The sequence below is a fragment of the Bradyrhizobium sp. UFLA01-814 genome, assembly GCF_046718885.1.
Lineage (GTDB): Bacteria > Pseudomonadota > Alphaproteobacteria > Rhizobiales > Xanthobacteraceae > Bradyrhizobium > Bradyrhizobium elkanii.
This window is the reverse complement of the sequence record NZ_JAQOSR010000097.1, coordinates 1-18,100: the sequence shown is the minus strand read 5'-3', so window position 1 is coordinate 18,100 and position 18,100 is coordinate 1. Positions and strand designations below refer to the sequence as shown.

18 protein-coding genes are annotated in these 18,100 nt (G+C 64.4%); 7 read left to right on the top strand and 11 right to left on the bottom strand.

Translation table 11 applies throughout. The features are described 5' to 3' along the window. Positions 1–165 precede the first annotated feature (165 nt). The 5 genes from PMN64_RS26425 to PMN64_RS26405 form a co-directional block, all read right to left on the bottom strand. Positions 166–1,161, bottom strand: coding sequence for a TorF family putative porin (locus PMN64_RS26425; protein ID WP_026192245.1), 996 nt, complete (start codon positions 1,159–1,161; stop codon positions 166–168). A 496-nt stretch (positions 1,162–1,657) separates the two neighbouring features. Beyond that, the gene (locus PMN64_RS26420; protein ID WP_411782744.1) at positions 1,658–2,074 is read right to left on the bottom strand and encodes a histone; all 417 of its coding nucleotides are present in this window, start codon (positions 2,072–2,074) and stop codon (positions 1,658–1,660) included. A gap of 214 nt (positions 2,075–2,288) precedes the next feature. Continuing rightward, positions 2,289–3,605: a glycolate oxidase subunit GlcF gene (gene glcF, locus PMN64_RS26415; protein ID WP_411782743.1), complete on the bottom strand. Its 1,317-nt coding sequence runs from the start codon at positions 3,603–3,605 to the stop codon at positions 2,289–2,291. Further along, positions 3,602–4,837: an FAD-binding protein gene (locus tag PMN64_RS26410; RefSeq protein ID WP_411782742.1), complete on the bottom strand. Its 1,236-nt coding sequence runs from the start codon at positions 4,835–4,837 to the stop codon at positions 3,602–3,604. Before PMN64_RS26410 ends, glcF begins: the two co-directional genes overlap by 4 nt. Before the next feature lie 32 nt (positions 4,838–4,869). After that, complete coding sequence (locus PMN64_RS26405; protein ID WP_411782741.1) at positions 4,870–5,559, bottom strand: ArsR/SmtB family transcription factor; 690 nt, start codon at positions 5,557–5,559, stop codon at positions 4,870–4,872. A 196-nt stretch (positions 5,560–5,755) separates the two neighbouring features. Here PMN64_RS26405 and PMN64_RS26400 point away from each other — a divergent pair, with 196 nt between their 5' ends. Then, on the top strand, positions 5,756–6,238 hold the full coding sequence (locus PMN64_RS26400; protein ID WP_411782740.1) for a putative quinol monooxygenase: 483 nt from the start codon (positions 5,756–5,758) through the stop codon (positions 6,236–6,238). A gap of 143 nt (positions 6,239–6,381) precedes the next feature. Here the strand turns inward: PMN64_RS26400 and PMN64_RS26395 are convergent, their stop codons facing one another. Next, the gene (locus PMN64_RS26395) at positions 6,382–7,527 is read right to left on the bottom strand and encodes an acyltransferase family protein (protein WP_411782739.1); all 1,146 of its coding nucleotides are present in this window, start codon (positions 7,525–7,527) and stop codon (positions 6,382–6,384) included. A 319-nt stretch (positions 7,528–7,846) separates the two neighbouring features. On the opposite strand from PMN64_RS26395, the gene PMN64_RS26390 reads away from it, so the two are divergent. Then, positions 7,847–8,260, top strand: coding sequence for a hypothetical protein (locus tag PMN64_RS26390; protein WP_411782738.1), 414 nt, complete (start codon positions 7,847–7,849; stop codon positions 8,258–8,260). A 97-nt stretch (positions 8,261–8,357) separates the two neighbouring features. Here the strand turns inward: PMN64_RS26390 and PMN64_RS26385 are convergent, their stop codons facing one another. Then, a complete protein-coding gene (locus PMN64_RS26385) occupies positions 8,358–9,851 on the bottom strand; it encodes an FAD-linked oxidase C-terminal domain-containing protein (RefSeq protein ID WP_137482614.1) in 1,494 nt (497 codons plus the stop codon). Positions 9,852–10,087: 236 nt separating this feature from the next. On the opposite strand from PMN64_RS26385, the gene cycA reads away from it, so the two are divergent. Further along, positions 10,088–10,480 carry a cytochrome c-550 CycA gene (cycA, locus tag PMN64_RS26380; protein WP_411782737.1) on the top strand — a complete coding sequence of 131 codons (393 nt, stop codon included), beginning with the start codon at positions 10,088–10,090 and terminating at the stop codon, positions 10,478–10,480. A gap of 187 nt (positions 10,481–10,667) precedes the next feature. Here cycA and poxB read toward each other — a convergent pair whose 3' ends face one another. Together poxB and PMN64_RS26370 are read right to left on the bottom strand one after the other, a co-directional pair. Beyond that, positions 10,668–12,404, bottom strand: a complete 1,737-nt coding sequence (poxB, locus tag PMN64_RS26375; protein WP_411782736.1) for a ubiquinone-dependent pyruvate dehydrogenase — start codon at positions 12,402–12,404, stop codon at positions 10,668–10,670. Between the two features lie 110 nt (positions 12,405–12,514). Continuing rightward, complete coding sequence (locus PMN64_RS26370) at positions 12,515–13,477, bottom strand: alpha/beta fold hydrolase (protein WP_411782735.1); 963 nt, start codon at positions 13,475–13,477, stop codon at positions 12,515–12,517. Between the two features lie 359 nt (positions 13,478–13,836). Here PMN64_RS26370 and PMN64_RS26365 point away from each other — a divergent pair, with 359 nt between their 5' ends. After that, the gene (locus PMN64_RS26365) at positions 13,837–14,013 is read left to right on the top strand and encodes a hypothetical protein (RefSeq protein ID WP_018269760.1); all 177 of its coding nucleotides are present in this window, start codon (positions 13,837–13,839) and stop codon (positions 14,011–14,013) included. 97 nt (positions 14,014–14,110) lie between these two features. Here the strand turns inward: PMN64_RS26365 and PMN64_RS26360 are convergent, their stop codons facing one another. Both PMN64_RS26360 and ykgO read right to left on the bottom strand, forming a co-directional pair. Beyond that, on the bottom strand, positions 14,111–14,794 hold the full coding sequence (locus PMN64_RS26360; protein ID WP_304498726.1) for a tetratricopeptide repeat protein: 684 nt from the start codon (positions 14,792–14,794) through the stop codon (positions 14,111–14,113). A gap of 123 nt (positions 14,795–14,917) precedes the next feature. After that, positions 14,918–15,043: a type B 50S ribosomal protein L36 gene (gene ykgO, locus PMN64_RS26355; protein WP_002718645.1), complete on the bottom strand. Its 126-nt coding sequence runs from the start codon at positions 15,041–15,043 to the stop codon at positions 14,918–14,920. Between the two features lie 471 nt (positions 15,044–15,514). Between ykgO and PMN64_RS26350 the strand changes: the two genes are divergently transcribed. The 3 genes from PMN64_RS26350 to PMN64_RS26340 form a co-directional block, all read left to right on the top strand. Next, positions 15,515–16,399, top strand: coding sequence for an amidohydrolase family protein (locus tag PMN64_RS26350; RefSeq protein WP_304498725.1), 885 nt, complete (start codon positions 15,515–15,517; stop codon positions 16,397–16,399). A 137-nt stretch (positions 16,400–16,536) separates the two neighbouring features. After that, complete coding sequence (locus PMN64_RS26345) at positions 16,537–17,376, top strand: dienelactone hydrolase family protein (RefSeq protein ID WP_304498724.1); 840 nt, start codon at positions 16,537–16,539, stop codon at positions 17,374–17,376. Then, the coding region (locus PMN64_RS26340; RefSeq protein ID WP_411782734.1) for a haloacid dehalogenase type II at positions 17,373–18,100 on the top strand (728 nt) is incomplete at its 3' end. The genes PMN64_RS26345 and PMN64_RS26340, both read left to right, overlap by 4 nt.

Below are 18,100 nucleotides of genomic sequence, written 5' to 3'. Positions count from 1 at the left end.
TGTACTCGGTTCACCTCTCCCCTATCGGGAGAGGTGAAGCCCGGCGGCTCAAGCTAACTTCATTCATGCCTTAGCGGCTCGACGGCGATGCGGCCACCGCAGGCCGCGTAAAACAAAAGGGGCGGCAGATTGCTCTGCCGCCCCCTCGATCCCCGGAAGGAGAGATTACTTGAGGTTGGACATCGCGGTCAGGTCGACCGAGAGCTTGGCGATGCCCGCCGCGCCGCACCAGTTGGAGCCCGTGCCGCCCGGATTGATCGGGGTCACGTTGGTATTGCCGCCCGCGGTAAAGTCGCTGGTGAAGGCGCTGCAATCACCCTTCGACATGTCGGTGTCGGAGTAGCGCAGATCGAGCGTGAACACCTTGTAGGTGAAGCCGATGCCGATGTTCCAGGTGTTGTAGTCGGCATACTTGATGCCGTTCGGGAAGGCCGGAACGCCGTAGAAGCTGTCCGAGGTGCCGAGCCACTGCCGGCCGAACTCACCCGACACATACATGCCGACGCCGCTGGAACCGAACACGGTGCTGGGCGCGGTGTACTTGCCGATGATCGACGAGTAGTTGCCCCAGGCGCCGGTGTTGAGGAAATTCGGCGAGTAGTACTCGTTGATGGTGAACGCCCAGTTGTCGTTAATGGTCCAGGTCGCCTTGCCGTAGACTTCGAAGAACGAGACGTCCTTCTTCATCACGTTGAAATTGGTCAGAGTGTTCGCCTGGCATTCTGCGCTCAGCGGATTGCCCGCGAAGTCGGCCACGGCACCGCCGCCGTAGTAGCAGGTTCCGCCCGGATACAGATAACCCCAGACACCGATGTCGAAGGCGAAGGCGCCGAAGGTCGGGCGGATACCGCCGTAGACGTCCACTTCAGCCGCGGCGCGGTTGGCGAAGGAGATGCTTTCGGTCGACGTACCGACGTAGAGCTGCAGGTCCTTGCTGACGTTGTAGCGCGGCTCGAAATAGGCGGTGACCGACGGATTGTGGTTGGACTGGGTGACGCCGCGGAAGATGTAGTCGCTCATGATGCCAGCGCCAAAGGCGATGTCCCACGGGTCGAACGGAGCCGGCGGCGGCGCCTTGACGGCCTTCACCGCCATGTCAGCTGCCATTGCCGAGCTCGAAATCATTGCTAGCGCCGTTGCTAACAAAGCCAGTTTCTTCATGACGATCCCCATCTAACTTTTCCAGACAGCCCAGCTCCGGTGGCCCCCAGGGCGCGCGCTAACGGACTGCAACTAAATCGCGTGGATCAATCTGAGGCCCGTGCACGGTACCGTGAAGCCAAAAAGACATGCATGTGCCGCCTTTTTAGGCGTTCTAGCCATCTTGCCGCATGTTGATTTGCGGGTGTTGCATTTGCACCACAAGACTGCGGCTCCCGCACCGGTTGAACGGATCATCTGGAGAGGGAAACGGCAACAGTCGGCCCGGCGCGAGAGCATCGGCGCGAATCGCCGTGCCCGCAAAAGCACGGATCGTCACCGCACCTACGGAAGAAGCCGCAGCGTGGCGCGCTGCGGCTTCGATCAGTTGAACTTCGGCAATGTGGCAGCGGTCTAGAGCATTTTCGGTTCTGATTGAATCATAACCGAAGCTCTAGATTCTTGTTTTGACGCGTTTTCTTCACGCGAACCGGTGCCCACTTCGCTCGAAAACGCTCTAGTGGTGCTCGCCCCCGTCGGCCGACCCGGCAATCCAGCCCGGCGCCGGTTCGTGGCTCGGTGTGGCCCAGCTCGGAGCCGGCTGCGGCTCGGGCTCGGGCGCCGGGGGTGCCGCGACCGGGGCGGCCGGCTTCGGCGCGGCAGCCTTCTTCGGAGCAGCGGCCTTCTTCGGCGCGCTCTTCTTGGCGGCGGCTTTCTTGGCGGCCTTCTTCGGCGCAGCCTTCTTGGCAGCTTTCTTTGCCGTTTTCTTTGCGGCTTTCTTGGCTGACTTCTTCGCCGATTTCTTTGCAGTCTTCCTGGCGGATTTCTTCGCAGCCTTCTTGGCCGACTTCTTCGCGGACCTCTTCTTCGCCGCTACCACCTTCTTGGCCTTTTTGGCCTTCTTGCTTTTCTTCGCCTTCTTCGACTTCGCCATCGTGGTCCTCCTGTTGCCGCTATCTGAGTCCACCGGGCGCATTGAAGTGATCGCTTGCCGGACGTTGGCTGCACCTCGAGGAGAGGCGCTCTCCACTTCGCTTGTCGGGCATGATGGCCGCGCGATCGCTTCGCGTCTGTGGCAAGGAAGCGCCGGTCCTTCACGTTGCGTCAGGGCAAGGCTGAGGTCCGGATCATGCTCGAGTGGCAGTCGATCAATTCAATCCTGGCCGGGGACCTCCTGTCGCCCAATCGAGAAGCTCAATCGTGTGCACCACAGGAACTGACGTACCGCCGGCAATCTGAACCATGCAGCCAATATTGCCCGCAGCGATCATGTCCGGTTTGACAAGCGCAATATTGGCGACCTTGCGATCGCGCAATCTGCTCGCAATGTCGGGCTGGAGAATGTTGTAGGTCCCCGCCGAACCGCAACACAAATGGCTCTCGGGCACATCTTTCACCACGAATCCATTCTTGGAAAGCAATTCTTTCGGAAGTTGAGTGATTTTCTGTCCATGCTGCAACGAACAAGCGGAGTGATAGGCGACGGTGATGTCGCCTTTCTGCGTTGAAGGCGCGAGCTCGAGAGCCGAGAGATACTCGGTGATATCCTTTGCCAGCGCGGAGATTCGCTTGGCCGGCTCGGCGAATGTTTTGTCCTCGCGCAGCAGGTAGTCGTAGTCTTTGACAACTGTCCCACAGCCCGAGGTCGTCACCAGGATGGCGTCGAGCCCGTTCTGGTCCGCTTCCCTTTGCCACACCGTGATGTTGGCCCGCGCGCGCGCCAGCGCGTCGCCGTCCAGTCCCATGTGATGGGTCAACGCGCCGCAGCATTGCTCGTCCTTGACCAACACCACCTCGACGCCGTGCCGGGTCAGGACATTGATCGCGGCCTGATTGATGCGTGGCGCCAGCACCTGCTGGGCGCAGCCCTGCAGCAGCGCGACCCGGCCGCGCCGCCGGCCGATCGGCGCAAACACGGTTCCGGCAGCCGGCCCCGGCTGCGGCAGGCCGCGTGGCGCGAGCGCCAGCATCGCCTTGATCCGCCGCAGCAGACCCGGACTGGACGCACCGACCGATGGCGTCGGCAGCAATGCGGCGAACGGACGGGCGAGCCCGGCCAGGATCATGCTGATCCGGAACAGGCCCGGCCGCGGCAGCACGAGGGCGAGCACCGACCGCAGCAGCCGCTCGGTCAGCGGTCTCTGGTAATCCCGCTCGATCCGGACCCGGGCCTGGTCGACGAGGTGCATGTAGTTCACGCCCGACGGACAGGTGGTCATGCAGGCGAGGCACGACAGGCAGCGGTCGATATGCTTGACCACGTCGACCGTCGGCGGCTTGTCCTTCTCCAGCATCTCCTTGATCAGGTAGATGCGGCCGCGCGGGCTATCGAGCTCGTCGCCGAGCAGCACATAGGTCGGGCAGGTCGCGGTGCAGAAGCCGCAATGCACGCAGGCGCGCAGGATCTTGTCGGCTTCCTTGATGTCGGGATCGGCGAGCTGCGCCAGGGAAAACTCGGTCTTCATGCAGCCCCGCCTCGCATCATCCGGCCGCGGTTGAGGACGGACCTCGGATCGAAGCTCGCCCGGACCCGTTCACCGAGCGCGGCAAGCCCGGCCGCCTGCGGCTGGAACACATCGACCGCCCGGCGTACATCCTCGGTGGCGCGGATCAGGGTGGCGTGTCCGCCGATCGCCTCGACCTGGCCGCGGACCAGCGTGGCCTGGGCGTCGGCACCCGGCGGCACCGCGGCCCAGATCAGCCCCCCGCCCCAGTCGTAGATCACGTCGCCGCCGGTGGCGCGCGACAACGCCTGGCCCAGCGCGCCGCCAGAGGCCGGCGGGCAAACGATACGCCACACGGGCCAGGCCCCGAGCGCGCCGTTCGCCGCGAACGGCACCACGTCGCGCAGCGCGCTCCAGATTGCGGCCGACGCATCGTCGGCGAGGCTGTCGACCGCTCCAAAAGACGAGAGCGTCTGGCTGAGCGAGACCGCCCGGTGTGCCGCCGACGCCGAAATCCCCTCGAGCCGCACCAGCGTGACCGGCTGGCCGGAGGCGAGGCCGGCGAGCGCACCGCCCCCGGACCGCAACGCCGAACCCGGCAGATGCGCGGCGCCGGAGACGTCGAAGGGCGAGCCCAGCGCCGCCGTCATCGCCTTGTTGGCGGTGACGTCGTCGAGCCCGCGCAGCAGCAGCGTCCGCTCGGCTTCCGGCTTCGGCATGACCTTCAGGGTCACCTCGGTCATGACCGCGAGCGTGCCCCAGGAGCCGGTCAGCAGCTTGCAGAGGTCGTAGCCGGTGACGTTCTTCACCACCCGCCCGCCGGTCTTGAAGCTGTCGCCGAACCCGGACACTGCGTGCGCCCCGAGCAGATGATCCCTGATACCGCCAGCCTTGATGCGGCGGGGACCGGCCAGCCCGGCGCCGATCATGCCGCCGATCGTGCCGGCGCCCGCGGTGCCGAGCAGCACAGACGTGTCCATCGGCTCGAAGGCGAATTGCTGGTTCTTGGCGTCGATCAGGGATTGCACGTCGGCGAGCGGCGCGCCGGCCTGCACGGTGATGATCAGTTCGTTCGGCTCGTAGGAACTGACCGCATTCAGCGCCGAGACGTCGAGCAGCGCATTGGTCGCCATCGGATGGCCGATGGCGCGCTTCGACCCATGTCCAATGACCTCAAGTGGCTGCTCGCTGGCAACCGCCGCGCGCACCACTTCCTCGACGTCTTTTGCGTCTCTGACCTTGAGCGTATCCACGCCCTAGCCGGTAACGAAATTCGGCTCCGAAATCAAATGCGCGCGCCGAACAAATTTCTGAATGCGAGGAGTCCGGCGTCGGTGATTTCGACGGAGCGGCCCTGCGGCCGGCGCCGGATCCAGTCCCGTTGCAACGCAAGGTCGGCAACCGCGGCCCCTGCCCGCCCGGCCAGATGCGGACGCCGCTCGCTCCAGTCGAGACACGGCCGGCACAAGATCCGCCGGCTCCGCGCCGGCGAACGCAGGTCGATGCCGAGATCGCCAAGCAATGCACGGCCGGAAGCGGTCAGCTCGCCGGCCTCCTGGTCCAGATTGAGGTGGCCGCGGTCCCGCATCGCATCGGTGACGGCGACGCCGAGCTCGCCGGCAAGGTGGTCGTAGCAGGTCCGGGCCCGGCGCATCTCGGGATCGATGCGCGGCGGCCGCCGGGACGGGTGCGGATCGATCGCGGCAACGGTCATCATGCCCTCGAGCATCTGCGCAACCAGCGGGGTCGCCAGCCGGTAGAAGCGGCGCGGACCACGCCGCTCGACCTTGAGCAGCGCCCGCTCGACCATGCGCGAAAGGTGCCAGCTCGCGGTCTGGGGCGTCACGCCTGCGACCAGCGCCAGTTCGCTCGCAGTCTGCGGGCGTCCGTCCATCAGCCGCGACAGGATGCTGGCGCGTCCGGGATCAGCGATCAGCCCGGCGAGTTCGGCAAGCTCCGGTGCGATGGTCTGCATGGCCGGCTCCGCATCGATCGAAATATGCCCCTTGCGCTTGTCGCACGTCACGCCGCCGCAACGCTTCGATCATGATCGAAATGTTCACGACATCGACAATTCGACCATCACCGAACTGGGACGCCGAACGATCGACTATCTCTCGCGTTGCGGTTCGGCCGGCAGGACGGTTGGCGCGAATCATCTGGAGGCGAACATGAAACGTTCGGAAGTTTCGACCACGACGATGAGGCTCACCCGGCGATCGGCCATCGGCTCGTTCGCGATCATGGCGATCGCCGGCGTCTCGCCCTGGGCCGGATCGCAAGCTCGATCGGAGCAAAGCAACGGAGGACTGCCAATGAAGCACTATGCGATGAGCACGAGAACCATCAGCGACGCGATCAACACGTCAGGCCTTCTGGTTGTGGCGCAATGGGAAGCCAAGGAGGGACAGGCCGACAAGGTCGCGGAAATCCTCGACGGCTTCCTGCCCGAGGCGCAGAAGGACCCCGGCACCAAGCTGTTCCTGATCGGCCGCGGCAAGGACAATCCGGCGCAATTCCTGTTCTACGAATTGTTCCAGGACGAAGCCGCGTTCAAGGCACATCAGGACAGCGCGGCTTTCAAGACCTACATCGCGGAGCAAGCGCTGCCGCTGCTCGCCAAGCGCGAGCGGTCGCAATACGCGCTGCTGTGAAGAAAGGCGCGGCGGGGAGGATAGTAGAGCGTTTTCGAGCGAAGTGGATCCGGTTCGCGTGAAGAAAACGCGTCAAAACAAGAAGCGAGAGCTTCGGTTCTGATTCAATCAGAACCGAAGCTCGTCCTTCCCGCCGGCGCGGGTCAGATCGATGCGCCGCTGTTGCCGAGCGTTGCGCGCAAGCCGGCCCGCTCGGGCGGCCTGCGCCAGAAGCCGACGATCGAGATCCGCGACAGCACCGCGGCCTCGAGGCTCTCGACCGGGGTTCGGAGCCGAAGCGCGTGTTTCTCGACGAAATGCCAGGAGGCGACGGCGACGCCGAAGGCGAGCGGCAGGCTGATCAGGAGGTTCAGATACCAGTGCTGGACCGGCGGGCCGAAGGTGGCGACGCATTGCTGGATGACGAAGCCGTAGAGATAAAGCCCGTAGGAGTAATCGCCTGACGAGACGATCCAGCTCCGCCGCGGGTTCATCAGGCCGAGATAGCACGCGACATAGGCGGCCGGCACGGGAGCCAGCGCGTCGCCGCGTCCGGTCGCCATGCCGGCGGCGCACAGCACCAGCGCCAGCAGGCACACAGTGCGGTTGAACGGCACCTTGTCGCGCCAGAGGTAGAAGCCGACGCCGGCAAGGAAGCAGAACACCAGAAGGTGCGGGCGAAGCTGGATCGGAACCTCGTCCCAGCGCCAGATGTCGTAGACGATGAGCCCGATCTGGGCGATCACCATGAACCCCAGGAACGCCACCCGATTGAAGCAAATCGTGAGCACGGCGAGCAGCGCCAGGATGACGTAGCACCACAGCTCATACGGCACGGTCCAGAGCTGGGCGTTCACCAGATCAGGCAGCGGATTGTGCAGGAATACGCCCGGCAGCTCGTAATGGATGTCGCCGACGATATTGAGAAAATAGGCGTGGAATTTCGGATCGGCGACATATTGGGCCAACGGCAGCGCGGTGAAGACCGAACCGATGATGATTGCCGATAGCGTGGTTTCGACCGCGAGCGCCGGCCCGATCCGCAGCACGCGCAGGCCGAGGAAGGAAATCAGGCTCTTGCACCGGAGCAAGCTCGCCGTCACCAAGAAGCCGCTCAGGGCAAAGAACAGCGCGAGGATCATCGCGACGCCGATGCGCAGCGTGCTCTGGATTTCCAGCGCGCGGCCGAGCCCGAGCGTCACATTCGTGCTGTGCAGGCCAATGATCGACGCCGCCAGCGCGATCCGCATGTAGTCGAAACCCGCGGGCCGATTGCGCGAAAGCGCCAGCTGATCGGCCAGGCTGGGCATCGATGTGCTCCCGAAGACATGCATCTGCGGAAAATACCGAGCAACAGTCTAAGGCCGTGTAAATGGGTCCGCGCTGTAATTGCAGCGACGCGCGACGGCGGCCACCGCGGCAAGCATTGGTTAAGGTTATCGAATGGCTAGGGCGATCCGTCGAATTGTATCGACCGGCCCTCGCGCGTTGGTGGCTCTGGGCGCACACTCAGCACGTTGGCCTCGGGACCAATAGCTGACGTGGCTCCTGATGCCGTGGAAGCAGGGCTTGTTATCGTCATTCGGCAACCGTTGATTTGATCGCGGCTCCGCCAGGAGAACCATCACGATGCACATCAAACCGATAGCCATCGCGCTGCTCGCGATGATCGCGCCGGGACAGGCGCGTGCCGCTCTGCTCACCGACGCCGAGGCAACGTTCCTCGACCAGCTCGCTACCGCAGCCGCGGTGCTCGAACAACGATGCACCGGCTATGAGGCCAATGGTGCCGGCGGCGTTCAAACGGGCGCCAGACTCCTCGGCAGCCCCGACGCCGCGATGGCCATGATCAATGCGTTCGACGCGGCCATCAAGGCTCACGACGGCAGTGACTACGATCCGCGCAAATTCCGCCCCGAGGTGTCCGAAGCGGCGGGCAAGACCTTCAAGCGAGTCCGGGCGGCGTTGACCAGAGACCCGGAAGCGGCCTGCGCCGGCTATGGCGATAGCGGCGCGGCGTCGGGGCTGCTCAGACGGTACTAAAGCGCGATGAGATTGGGTTGAATCGTCATCGCGCTTTAGCTCTTTGTTTGACCATGATCTTTTCGGAAAACCGCTTCGCACTTTTCCGGATCATGCTCTAGAACCGCGGGATATCCGGGAACGCCAGCTTGCCGGCGTGGACATGCACGCGGCCGAGCTCCGCGCAGCGGTGCAGGGTCGGAAACACCTTGCCGGGGTTGAGCAGGCCCTCGGCATCGAAGGCGCATTTCAGCCGCTGCTGCTGGTTGAGGTCGATCTCGGTGAACATGTCCGGCATCAGGTCGCGTTTCTCGATCCCGACCCCGTGCTCGCCGGTGAGCACGCCACCGAGCTCGACGCAGCAGCGCAGGATGTCGGCGCCGAACGCCTCCGCCTTCTCGATCTCGCCCGGCTTGTTGGCATCGTAGAGGATCAAGGGATGCAGATTGCCGTCGCCGGCGTGGAACACATTGGCGACGCCGAGGCCGTATTTCTCGGAGAGCTCGCGGATCCGCGCCAGGGCCTTCGGCAAGGCGCCGCGCGGGATGGTGCCGTCCATGCAGAGATAGTCCGGCGAGATGCGCCCGACCGCGGGGAACGCCGCCTTGCGGCCGGCCCAGAACAGATTGCGCTCGGCCTCCGAGGTCGAGATCTGGCAGGAGGTCGAGCCGCAGCCCTGCGCGATCGCCTCGACCCGCTTGATCAGCTCGTCGACCTCGACCTGAGGGCCGTCGAGCTCGATGATCAAGAGCGCCTCGACGTCCAGCGGATAGCCGGCATGAACGAACGCCTCCGCGGCGTGGATCGCCGGTTTGTCCATCATCTCCATGCCGCCCGGGATGATGCCGGCGCCGATGATCCGGGCGACGCATTCGCCGGCCGCCTCGACCTCGGCGAAGCCGACCATCAGCGCACGCGCCGTCTCCGGCTTCTGCAGGATGCGCACCGTGATCTCGGTGATGACGCCGAGCAGCCCTTCCGAGCCGGTGATGATTCCCATCAAATCATAGCCGGCATTCTCGGCCGACTTGCCGCCGATGCGCAGGATCTCGCCCGACATCAGCACGATCTCGCAGCCGAGCACGTTGTTGGTGGTCATGCCGTATTTCAGGCAGTGCACGCCGCCGGAATTCTCCGCGACATTGCCGCCGATCGAGCAGGCGATCTGCGACGACGGATCGGGCGCGTAGTAGAAGCCGGCATGGGCGACCGCCTGGCTGATCGCGAGGTTGGTGACGCCGGGCTCGGTGACAACGACGCGGTTGTCGAAGTCGATCTCGCGAATCCGCTTGAACTTGCCTAGTCCGAGCAGCACGCCGTCGGCAAGCGGCAGCGCGCCGCCGGACAGCGAGGTGCCGGAGCCGCGCGGCACCACCTTGATGCCCTGGCCCTGGCAATATTTGAGGACCTTCGACACCTGCTCGGTGGTATCGGGCAGCACCACGACCATCGGCGGCTGCCGATAGGCGGTCAGGCCGTCGGACTCATAGGCCAGCATCTCGGCGGCACTGTCGATCACGCCCTCGCCCGGGACGATTGCGCGCAAGGCGGCCACGATTTCGGCGCGGCGAGCGAGGACGGCCTGGTCGGCCGCCGGCATCATGATGGACATCGTTGTTCCCTCGGCTGGGCTTTTGCCCTTCGCCGATTTGTTACGACAAATCAATCACGTCTGCACCTGTTTCAGTGGACCGGCCGAAGGTCGGATTGCCCCACCCCCGCAATGGCGAGTTCTCTCTCGGACAAGCGGGCGGCCTCGAAACCTGTCAAAGTTTCGTGGCTTGTCCTGTCCAAGCCGGACATGCCACAAACGATCACTACCTCCCGGGACGAAACGAAGAGAACCCCATGAACCTAAAGACCTTGAGCGCGCTGGCGGTCGTCACATCGCTGGCTTCCGCATCCTCCGCGCTGGCGCAGGATGCCGCCGCCGGCAAGACCTCGTTCAATAAATGCCTCGCCTGCCACGCAATCGGCGAAGGCGCCAAGAACAAGGTCGGCCCCGAGCTCAACGGCCTCGACGGCCGCCATTCCGGCTCCGCGCCGGACTACAATTATTCCGATGCCAACAAGAATTCCGGCATCACCTGGAACAAGGAAACCTTCCTCGAATACATCAAGGATCCGAAGGCCAAGATCCCGGGCACCAAGATGGCATTCGCCGGCATCAAGAACGAGAACGAGGCCAGCAACCTCTGGGCCTATGTCTCCTCGTTCGACAAGGACGGCAAGCAGAAGTAATCGGCGGTGTCGGTCGCCGTCCGCCCGGCGCCAATGCCGGGGCGGACGTTAGAACGGGGATGGCCTTTCTTCGAAACGCCATCCCCTTCTGATTCTCTGATTTCAGCACGATCTCCGCGCAGACACGTTCCGCGTTTGTCGCGAGGGAAATGGCCAGCCGCTTCCGGATCATGCCCGGCCGCCGCGATCAGCGCGGCAGGAGATTGGTCTTGGCGAGATCGACCACCTCGTCGCCGCGGCCGCTCATCACCGCGCGCAGCACCCACAGGCTGAATCCCTTCACCTGCTCCAGCGTAATGGTCGGCGGCATCGACAGCTCCTGCGTCGCGGTCACGACGTCGAGCACCGCCGGGCCGTCATGCGCGAGCACGTCGCGGATCGCGCCCTCGAGCTCGCCGGGATCCTCCACCCTGACGCCGTGAATGCCCATGGCGCGGGCCATCGCCGCGAAATCCGGATTCTTCAGATCGACCCCGGTCTCGATGAAGCCGGCGGCCTTCATCTCCAGCGCGACGAAGCCGAGCACGCTGTTGTTGAAGATCACGACCTTCACCGGCAGCTTGGCCTGGGTCAGCGTGATCAAATCGCCCATCAGCATGGCAAAGCCGCCGTCGCCGGACATCGACACCACCTGCCGGCCGGGCCGCGCCGCCTGCACGCCGATTGCATGCGCCATCGCATTGGCCATCGAGCCATGGACCCAGGAGCCGACCAGACGGCGGCGGCCGTTCATTTTCAGATAGCGCGCGGCCCAGATCGTCGGCGTGCCGACATCGGCGGTGAATACCGCGTCCTCGGCGGCCTGCTCGCTGAGCAGGCGCGCCAGATATTGCGGATGGATCGGCTCTTGGCCCGGCTTGCCGCGAGCGAGATCGTCGAGCCCGGCGCGGGCGTCCTTGTAATGCGCGAGGCTGGCATCGAGATGCTTGCGGTCGGTCTTCACATGGAGCTTCGGCAGCAGCGCGGCGATGGTCTCGCCGACGTCGCCGACGATGCCGAGATCGAGCTTGCAGCGGCGGCCGAGATTTTCGGGGCGGATATCGACCTGTGCGATGTTGATGCCGGTCGGGAAGAACTGCTTGTAGGGAAAATCGGTGCCCAGCATCAGCAGCACGTCGCAGCCATGCATGGCGGCATAGCCGGAGGAGAAGCCGATGAAGCCGGTCATGCCGACATCATAGGGGTTGTCGTATTCGACATATTCCTTGCCGCCGAGCGCGTGCACGATCGGGCTCTTCAGCGTCTCGGCAAGCTTGATCAAGCCGTCATGCGCGCCGGCGCAGCCGCGGCCGCAGAACAGCGTGACGCGCCGCGCGCCATTGAGCAGCGCCGCCAGCGCATTCAACTCAGGTTCGGCCGGACGCACGACCGGCGCCGGCGGCAGCAGGCCGGCATTCGGCGCGATGTCGCGCTTCGGCGCCGTCCGCATCGCAACGTCGCCGGGCAGCACCAATACGGCGACGCCGCGCTTGCCGACCGCGGCGCGGATCGCGTTCTCCAGCATGTAGGGCAGTTGCGCCGGATCCGACACCAGTTCGCAATAATGGCTGCATTCGCGAAACAGGTCCTGCGGATGGGTCTCCTGGAAATAGCCGCCGCCGATTTCAGCGGAGGGAATCTGCGCCGCGATCGCCAGCACCGGCGTGCGGCTGCGATGCGCGTCGAACAAGCCGTTGATGAGGTGCAGATTGCCCGGGCCGCAGGAGCCCGCGCACACCGCGAGCGCGCCCGTGATCTGGGATTCGGCGGCGGCGGCGAACGCGGCCACCTCCTCGTGACGCACATGCAGCCAATCGATCGTGCCGCGCTTGCGCAACGCCTCGGTCAGGCCGTTGAGGCTGTCGCCGACGACGCCGTAGATGCGCTTGACGCCGGCCTGGGCAAGGGTTTCAGCGACGAGGTCGGCAATGTTGTCGATCCGCATGAGACGTGTCCTTTGCTGCAATCCGAAACCGGTGAGCCGCATGATGTTCGGCGCTACGCGGCGGCGCAAGCCTTGCCGGATCACATTCGCGCGGCGCAAGGGCGCGGCAGCTATTGCGCCGTCACCACGTCCCGCACCATCAGGCCGGCCATCGTCTCGATCTCGGACGCCACGAGGTCGGGCACGACGTACTGCACCATGTGGCCTGTGCCCGGCAGCACGATCAGCTTCGCGTTCGGCGCCGATGCGGCGAGCGGCCGCGAGTGGATGCCGGTCGAGACCGTCTTGTCGACGTCGCCCGAAATGATTGACAGCGGCGCCCTGATCTCGGCATAGCGCGGGGCCTGTTCGACAACGGCAGCCTTCAGCGTGACGAGGTCGCGCGCATTGGCGATGAACTCGCGCGGGCGCAGCAGGAGCAATGGCTCGCTGTCGCGGACGAAATCGACCGGCATGGGCTGCGGCGCGAACACGCCGCGCGCAGCCGAACTGGCAATGAGGAGACCGAGCGGCAGCGTGATCGTATGCGCAAGCAGCGGCCCGATCAGCGGCGTCGCAATCACGTCATTGTAGCGTCCGGCGCCGCCGCGCCACGGATAGGCCACAGGGGCGAGCAGCACGAGGCCGGCGACGCGATCCGGATGATCCAGTGCAATGCGCAAGGCAAGCGCGCCGGCCCAGGAATGCGCCACCACGATCGCCCGCTCGACGCCGAGCCTGGTCAGCGCCTCCACGATCATCCGGCCCTGGATCGCGGGCGTCGAATCCGCGACGCGCTCGCGCGGACTCCAGCCGTGACCCGGCCGGTCGATCAGGATCACCCGGCGCGCTTTGGCAATGCGATCGCCGAGCGGCTGCATCGCGCGCAGATTGGAGCTTGCGCCATGCAGCATCACGACCGGCGGCCCGACCGCGTCGCGCGGGCCGAGTTCGACCACATGCAGCCGCGCCCCGGCCACATCGATCATTCGGCCCCGAGGCGGAAAGGCGCGCTGGATCAGCAGGGCGCCGAGCTGTGTCGCCAGGGCCAGCACCAGCCCGGCTACCGCCAGCGCAATGATTACGGTCAACATCGCGGGGATCCGAAAGGTCTTAGGCACCTGATTGGGCACCTGACAATTACGACGAAGCCGAAATCAGGTTTCGCGCGGATGTTCCCCCTGCCCGGACATGCTCTTGTTCGAAAAGCCAATTGTCGATTTTCCGGCTCGCGCCCCGGCGCGGAGTTGTCCACAATGCGCCCAGCCTGTGGATAGCGGGTTCATACCTGCGTCATTAGTAATTTCATAGATTGGCGGTGGCATTTTCGCCATCAGACGCGAGGCTTCATCCAAACCGGGACGCTACTGGAACGCTTCCTGGCTTGTACACAGTATCCACAGGAACCGGCGTCCGCATGACGAGTTCAACGGGAAGTAATCGGAGGAGTACCATGATTTCCGACCCTAGCGATGCGGCCATCGATCAGATCGTGGCGAGCTGCAATGGCGACCTGCGCGGCGCCCTGAAGGCACTGTTGCTGGTGAATGAGCACCTGGAGGCGGAGCTTCAGCAATTCTATGCTGCCGTAGCCCAGGACACCGCGTCCCGCGGCAAGTTCTTGCACTAGCCTCCTGCGCCGGACCGTATCGCGAGCAAGCACCAGGCTCGCGAGCAACGTGTCCATTTGCGACCATCGCCCCACGATCGCGATCAATCGCACGCAATCAGATATCGCGGCCCTCGACCTTTTCGGTCAGCTGCTTGACGATCTGCGGCACCTTCTCGAGGTAGGGATCGACAGCCAGCGCCTTGCGGAAGGCGTCGAGCGCGCGCTTGTCGTCGCCCATGTCCTGCATGATCATGCCGACGCCCGCCAGCGCGCCGAAATGGCGGGGTTCGCGGGTCAGCACCTGCTGCAGGTCTCCCAGCGAACGAACGTAATCGTTCTTCAAATAGTAGATCGTCGCACGCCGGTTCCAGGCCTCGACATAGTCGGGGCGGAGCTTGATCACCGCGTCCAGCAGCTTCAGCGCGACATCGACATTCTGGGCGTCGATCGCCGCCTTGGCGCGCACCATCAACAGCGCCGCGGTATCGCTCGGGGTTTGCAGCCACAGCGCCCAGATCCGCGCCTCGACATGGCGGGCGCTGTCCTCGTCGGGGGCGGCCTTCAGGGCGCCGAACAGGAAATCCAGCCCGCGGGTGCGGTCGGCCGGCACCTTCGGCAGCTTGGTCGGCGCTTCAGGTAGTTTTTTCTGGGCCTTGGGCGGCGGGACCACCCGCGGATCGTCCTGCGCGACGGCTGCAACAGGCAAAGTCAAAACAGGCCCGGCCAGAAGCCCGGCGATCAGGATCGCCAGCCGGCGGTTGGCGGGCCCCAGGAACTTGAATCCGAGCTTTAATCCCATGGCCGAAGTCTAGACGCACAACGCCGCACTGCAAAGCAGCGCGGCGTCAAAGACCTGTGAAGGAAGGATCGAAATCGGCCGGCGATCCCGGCGGGATCAGCCTTGTCGATCAGCCTTGGTGGATCAGCCCTGGCGCGCCTTGAAGCGGCGCTGGACCTTGTTGATCACGTAGACGCGGCCCTTGCGGCGAACCAGACGGTTGTTGCGATGGCGGCCGCGCAGCGACTTCAGCGAGTTACGGACCTTCATGGGACAATCCTGTTACTTCGAAAGGCCCGTGTTGGAGGCCGTACCTGATCAATGCCAATATTTGGCAAAATGGGATTTATCCCGATAAGCGGCCTGCCGCCCGGGACGGCCGGGTTCTAAGCCATCGGACCGTTAAATGTCAACCGAGACGGGCCGATTTTCGGGCCTATCCTGGCCCGGAACCCGCGGAAGGCACCGCGCCACACCCTTGAGATCATTTCGGAAACGGCGACGGCCACAATTATCCGGGCCATCGAGGCGACCCGCCATCTCCCTTTGACGATGGCGTCACGGCCGCCGAATCGCGGTTTCGTCCTCCTCGCGCCCGCCCCGGACCGTGACCGAACCGGACTTTGCGCCGGATTGAGCTCCGCGCGCGGCCAGAATCCTTCAACTCCTCGGCGCTTGCGAAAATCGTTATATCATATAATTATTTTCCATCACCAATGAACACGCCGCCGGGGAAGCGCAATGCCCAAGCTCAAACTGCCCGACATCGAAAAGGTCACCGCGATCGACATCCACACCCATGCCGAGGAGCCGTGCGGCATGCATGGCGACGACGGCTATGACGACTTCCAGGCGCAGATGGCCGACTACTTCAAGTCGCCGCACAAGCATCCGCCGACCGTGCCGGAGACCGCGGCCTACTATCGCGCCAAGAACATCGCCGCGGTGATCTTCCCGGTCGACGCCGAGCGCGAGACCGGCTTCCGCCGCTACAACAATTACGAAATGCTCGAGGTCGCCTCCGACCATCTCGACGTGCTGATCCCGTTCGTCTCGATCGACCCGCACAAGGGCAAGCTCGGCGTCCGCGAGGCACGCAAGCTGATCGAGGAATACGGCGTCCGCGGCTTCAAATTCCACCCGACCATGCAGGGCTTCTACGCCAACGACCGCATGGCCTATCCGCTCTATGAAGCCATCAATGACGGCGGCGCGATCGCGCTATTCCACACCGGCCAGACCGGCGTCGGCTCCGGCATGCCGGGCGGCATGGGGATGCGGCTGAAATATTCCAACCCGATGTACATGGACGACGTCGCGGCCGATTTCCCCGACCTCAAGATCATCCTCGCGCATCCCTCCTTCCCCTGGCAGGAAGAGGCGCTGTCGGTCGCGACCCACAAGCCGAACGTCTATATCGACCTCTCCGGCTGGTCGCCGAAATACTTCCCGCCGATCCTGGTGCGCTACATCAACTCGATCCTGCAGGACAAGATGCTGTTCGGCTCCGACTGGCCGGTGATCACGCCGGACCGCTGGCTCGCCGATTTCGCCAAGCTCGACATTCGCGACGAGATCCGGCCGAAGGTCATGAAGGCCAACGCGCGGAAGATTTTGGGGATCTAGAGCATGATCCGGAAAAGTGCGAAGCGGTTTTCCGAAAAGATCATGCTCAAACAAGGAGATGAGATCATGATGCGATTCCGTGGAAGCGCATCATGATCTAAGGGAGTATCATCGGCGGCAAGCTTCGGAGGTGGTTCATGACGAACTTCACCGGACTTGCCACCCTCTCCGCACTCCTGATCGGAAGCGCAGAACTCTGCTGCGCGGCACGCGCCGGGCAGCCGGCCGCGTTCGTCGAATTCGAGAGCCCGCTCGCAAGTGCGCAGCCACTGCAAGGTTATCTGCGAACACCCGATGGACCGGGCCCCTCGCCCGCCGTGGTGCTGCTGCACGGCTGCAGCGGCTTCTTCAAGCAACTCGACGAGCGCTGGGGCAAGCGGCTGGCGGCCTGGGGCTATGTCACGCTCACGGTCGACCGGTTCGGGCCGCGCGGAATCACCAGCGCCTGCACGGGCGGCGCGCCGGCCGCAACCGTCCATGACGCCTATCGTGCGCTGAGCTATCTCGCGCGGCAATCGGCGGTCGATCCCGATCGCGTCGCGGTGGTCGGGTTCTCGCAAGGCGCCTGGCTCGCCCTGCTCTCGGTCGAGCGTGGCGCGATCGAACATAACGCGGCAGAGAAATTCCGCGCGGCCGTCGCGTTCTACCCGCCCTGCCTCAGCATCAAGGGCGACATGACGGTGCCGACGCTGATCATGGTCGGCGAGCTCGACGACTGGACGCCGGCCAAGGAGTGCCGGACGCTAGCCGAGGGCCGCGACGACTACGGCATTTCCCGGCAGAATCGTGCGGGACATCCGATCGAGCTGATCGTCTATCCCGGCGCCTATCACGGTTTCGACGTGCAGCATTACAGCACGCCGGTGCAGATGTTCGGTCATCACCTCGAATTCAACGAGGTAGCCAGGGATCAATCCATCGACGCACTCAGGAAATTCCTGTATGCGACAATCGGCGGGCAAGAGAGATCACAATGACCATCAAGGCAATCGTCTTCGACGCCTACGGCACACTCTACGACGTCCAGTCGGTGGCCGACGTCACCGAGGATGCGTTCCCCGGCTACGGCGACATCATCACGCAGATCTGGCGCATCAAGCAGCTCGAATATAGCTGGCTGCGTTCGCTGATGCGGCGCTACCAGGATTTCGCCGGCGTAACTCGCGACTCCCTCGCCTACACGCTGCGCTGCCTCGGCCTGCAATATGACGCGGCGACCTTCGCTCGCATCATCGACAAGTATCAGCATCTGGCGCTGTATCCGGATGCGGTCGCCGCGCTCGAGGCGATGAAGGACAAGAAGCTCGCGATCCTCTCCAACGGCAGCCCCGACATGCTGAATGCGCTGGTGCGCAATTCGGGGCTCGACCGCGTGCTCGATGCGACCATCAGCGTCGATGCCCACAAGGTGTTCAAGCCGGCGCCCGAAGCCTACACGCTGATCGAGGAGGTGCTGAAAGTACCGCCGGCGGAGGTGCTGTTCATCTCCTCCAATCCGTGGGACGCCTGCGGTGCCAAGTCGTTCGGCCTCAACGTCGCATGGATCGAGCGGGTGACGCCGGAAGCGATGGCGCTGGCCTGCGTCGAAAGCGAGACGGTCGCCCCATTGACGATGTTCAAGGCACTGCGTACCCAGATGGACGAGCTCGGCGTCGTGCCCGATCACCGGATCCACGGTCTCTCCGAACTTCCCGCTCTGGT

What these genes read in the sequence shown, in the direction of transcription:
- PMN64_RS26365 (WP_018269760.1), top strand. Translation starts at nt 13,837, where the DNA reads ATGATTTCCGACCCTAGCGATGCGGCCATCGATCAGATCGTGGCGAGC.
- PMN64_RS26360 (WP_304498726.1), bottom strand. Translation starts at nt 14,794, where the DNA reads ATGGGATTAAAGCTCGGATTCAAGTTCCTGGGGCCCGCCAACCGCCGG.
- PMN64_RS26405 (WP_411782741.1), bottom strand. Translation starts at nt 5,559, where the DNA reads ATGCAGACCATCGCACCGGAGCTTGCCGAACTCGCCGGGCTGATCGCT.
- cycA (WP_411782737.1), top strand. Translation starts at nt 10,088, where the DNA reads ATGAACCTAAAGACCTTGAGCGCGCTGGCGGTCGTCACATCGCTGGCT.
- PMN64_RS26420 (WP_411782744.1), bottom strand. Translation starts at nt 2,074, where the DNA reads ATGGCGAAGTCGAAGAAGGCGAAGAAAAGCAAGAAGGCCAAAAAGGCC.
- poxB (WP_411782736.1), bottom strand. Translation starts at nt 12,404, where the DNA reads ATGCGGATCGACAACATTGCCGACCTCGTCGCTGAAACCCTTGCCCAG.
- PMN64_RS26395 (WP_411782739.1), bottom strand. Translation starts at nt 7,527, where the DNA reads ATGCCCAGCCTGGCCGATCAGCTGGCGCTTTCGCGCAATCGGCCCGCG.
- PMN64_RS26345 (WP_304498724.1), top strand. Translation starts at nt 16,537, where the DNA reads ATGACGAACTTCACCGGACTTGCCACCCTCTCCGCACTCCTGATCGGA.
- ykgO (WP_002718645.1), bottom strand. Translation starts at nt 15,043, where the DNA reads ATGAAGGTCCGTAACTCGCTGAAGTCGCTGCGCGGCCGCCATCGCAAC.
- PMN64_RS26370 (WP_411782735.1), bottom strand. Translation starts at nt 13,477, where the DNA reads ATGTTGACCGTAATCATTGCGCTGGCGGTAGCCGGGCTGGTGCTGGCC.
- PMN64_RS26350 (WP_304498725.1), top strand. Translation starts at nt 15,515, where the DNA reads ATGCCCAAGCTCAAACTGCCCGACATCGAAAAGGTCACCGCGATCGAC.
- glcF (WP_411782743.1), bottom strand. Translation starts at nt 3,605, where the DNA reads ATGAAGACCGAGTTTTCCCTGGCGCAGCTCGCCGATCCCGACATCAAG.
- PMN64_RS26385 (WP_137482614.1), bottom strand. Translation starts at nt 9,851, where the DNA reads ATGTCCATCATGATGCCGGCGGCCGACCAGGCCGTCCTCGCTCGCCGC.
- PMN64_RS26425 (WP_026192245.1), bottom strand. Translation starts at nt 1,161, where the DNA reads ATGAAGAAACTGGCTTTGTTAGCAACGGCGCTAGCAATGATTTCGAGC.
- PMN64_RS26390 (WP_411782738.1), top strand. Translation starts at nt 7,847, where the DNA reads ATGCACATCAAACCGATAGCCATCGCGCTGCTCGCGATGATCGCGCCG.
- PMN64_RS26400 (WP_411782740.1), top strand. Translation starts at nt 5,756, where the DNA reads ATGAAACGTTCGGAAGTTTCGACCACGACGATGAGGCTCACCCGGCGA.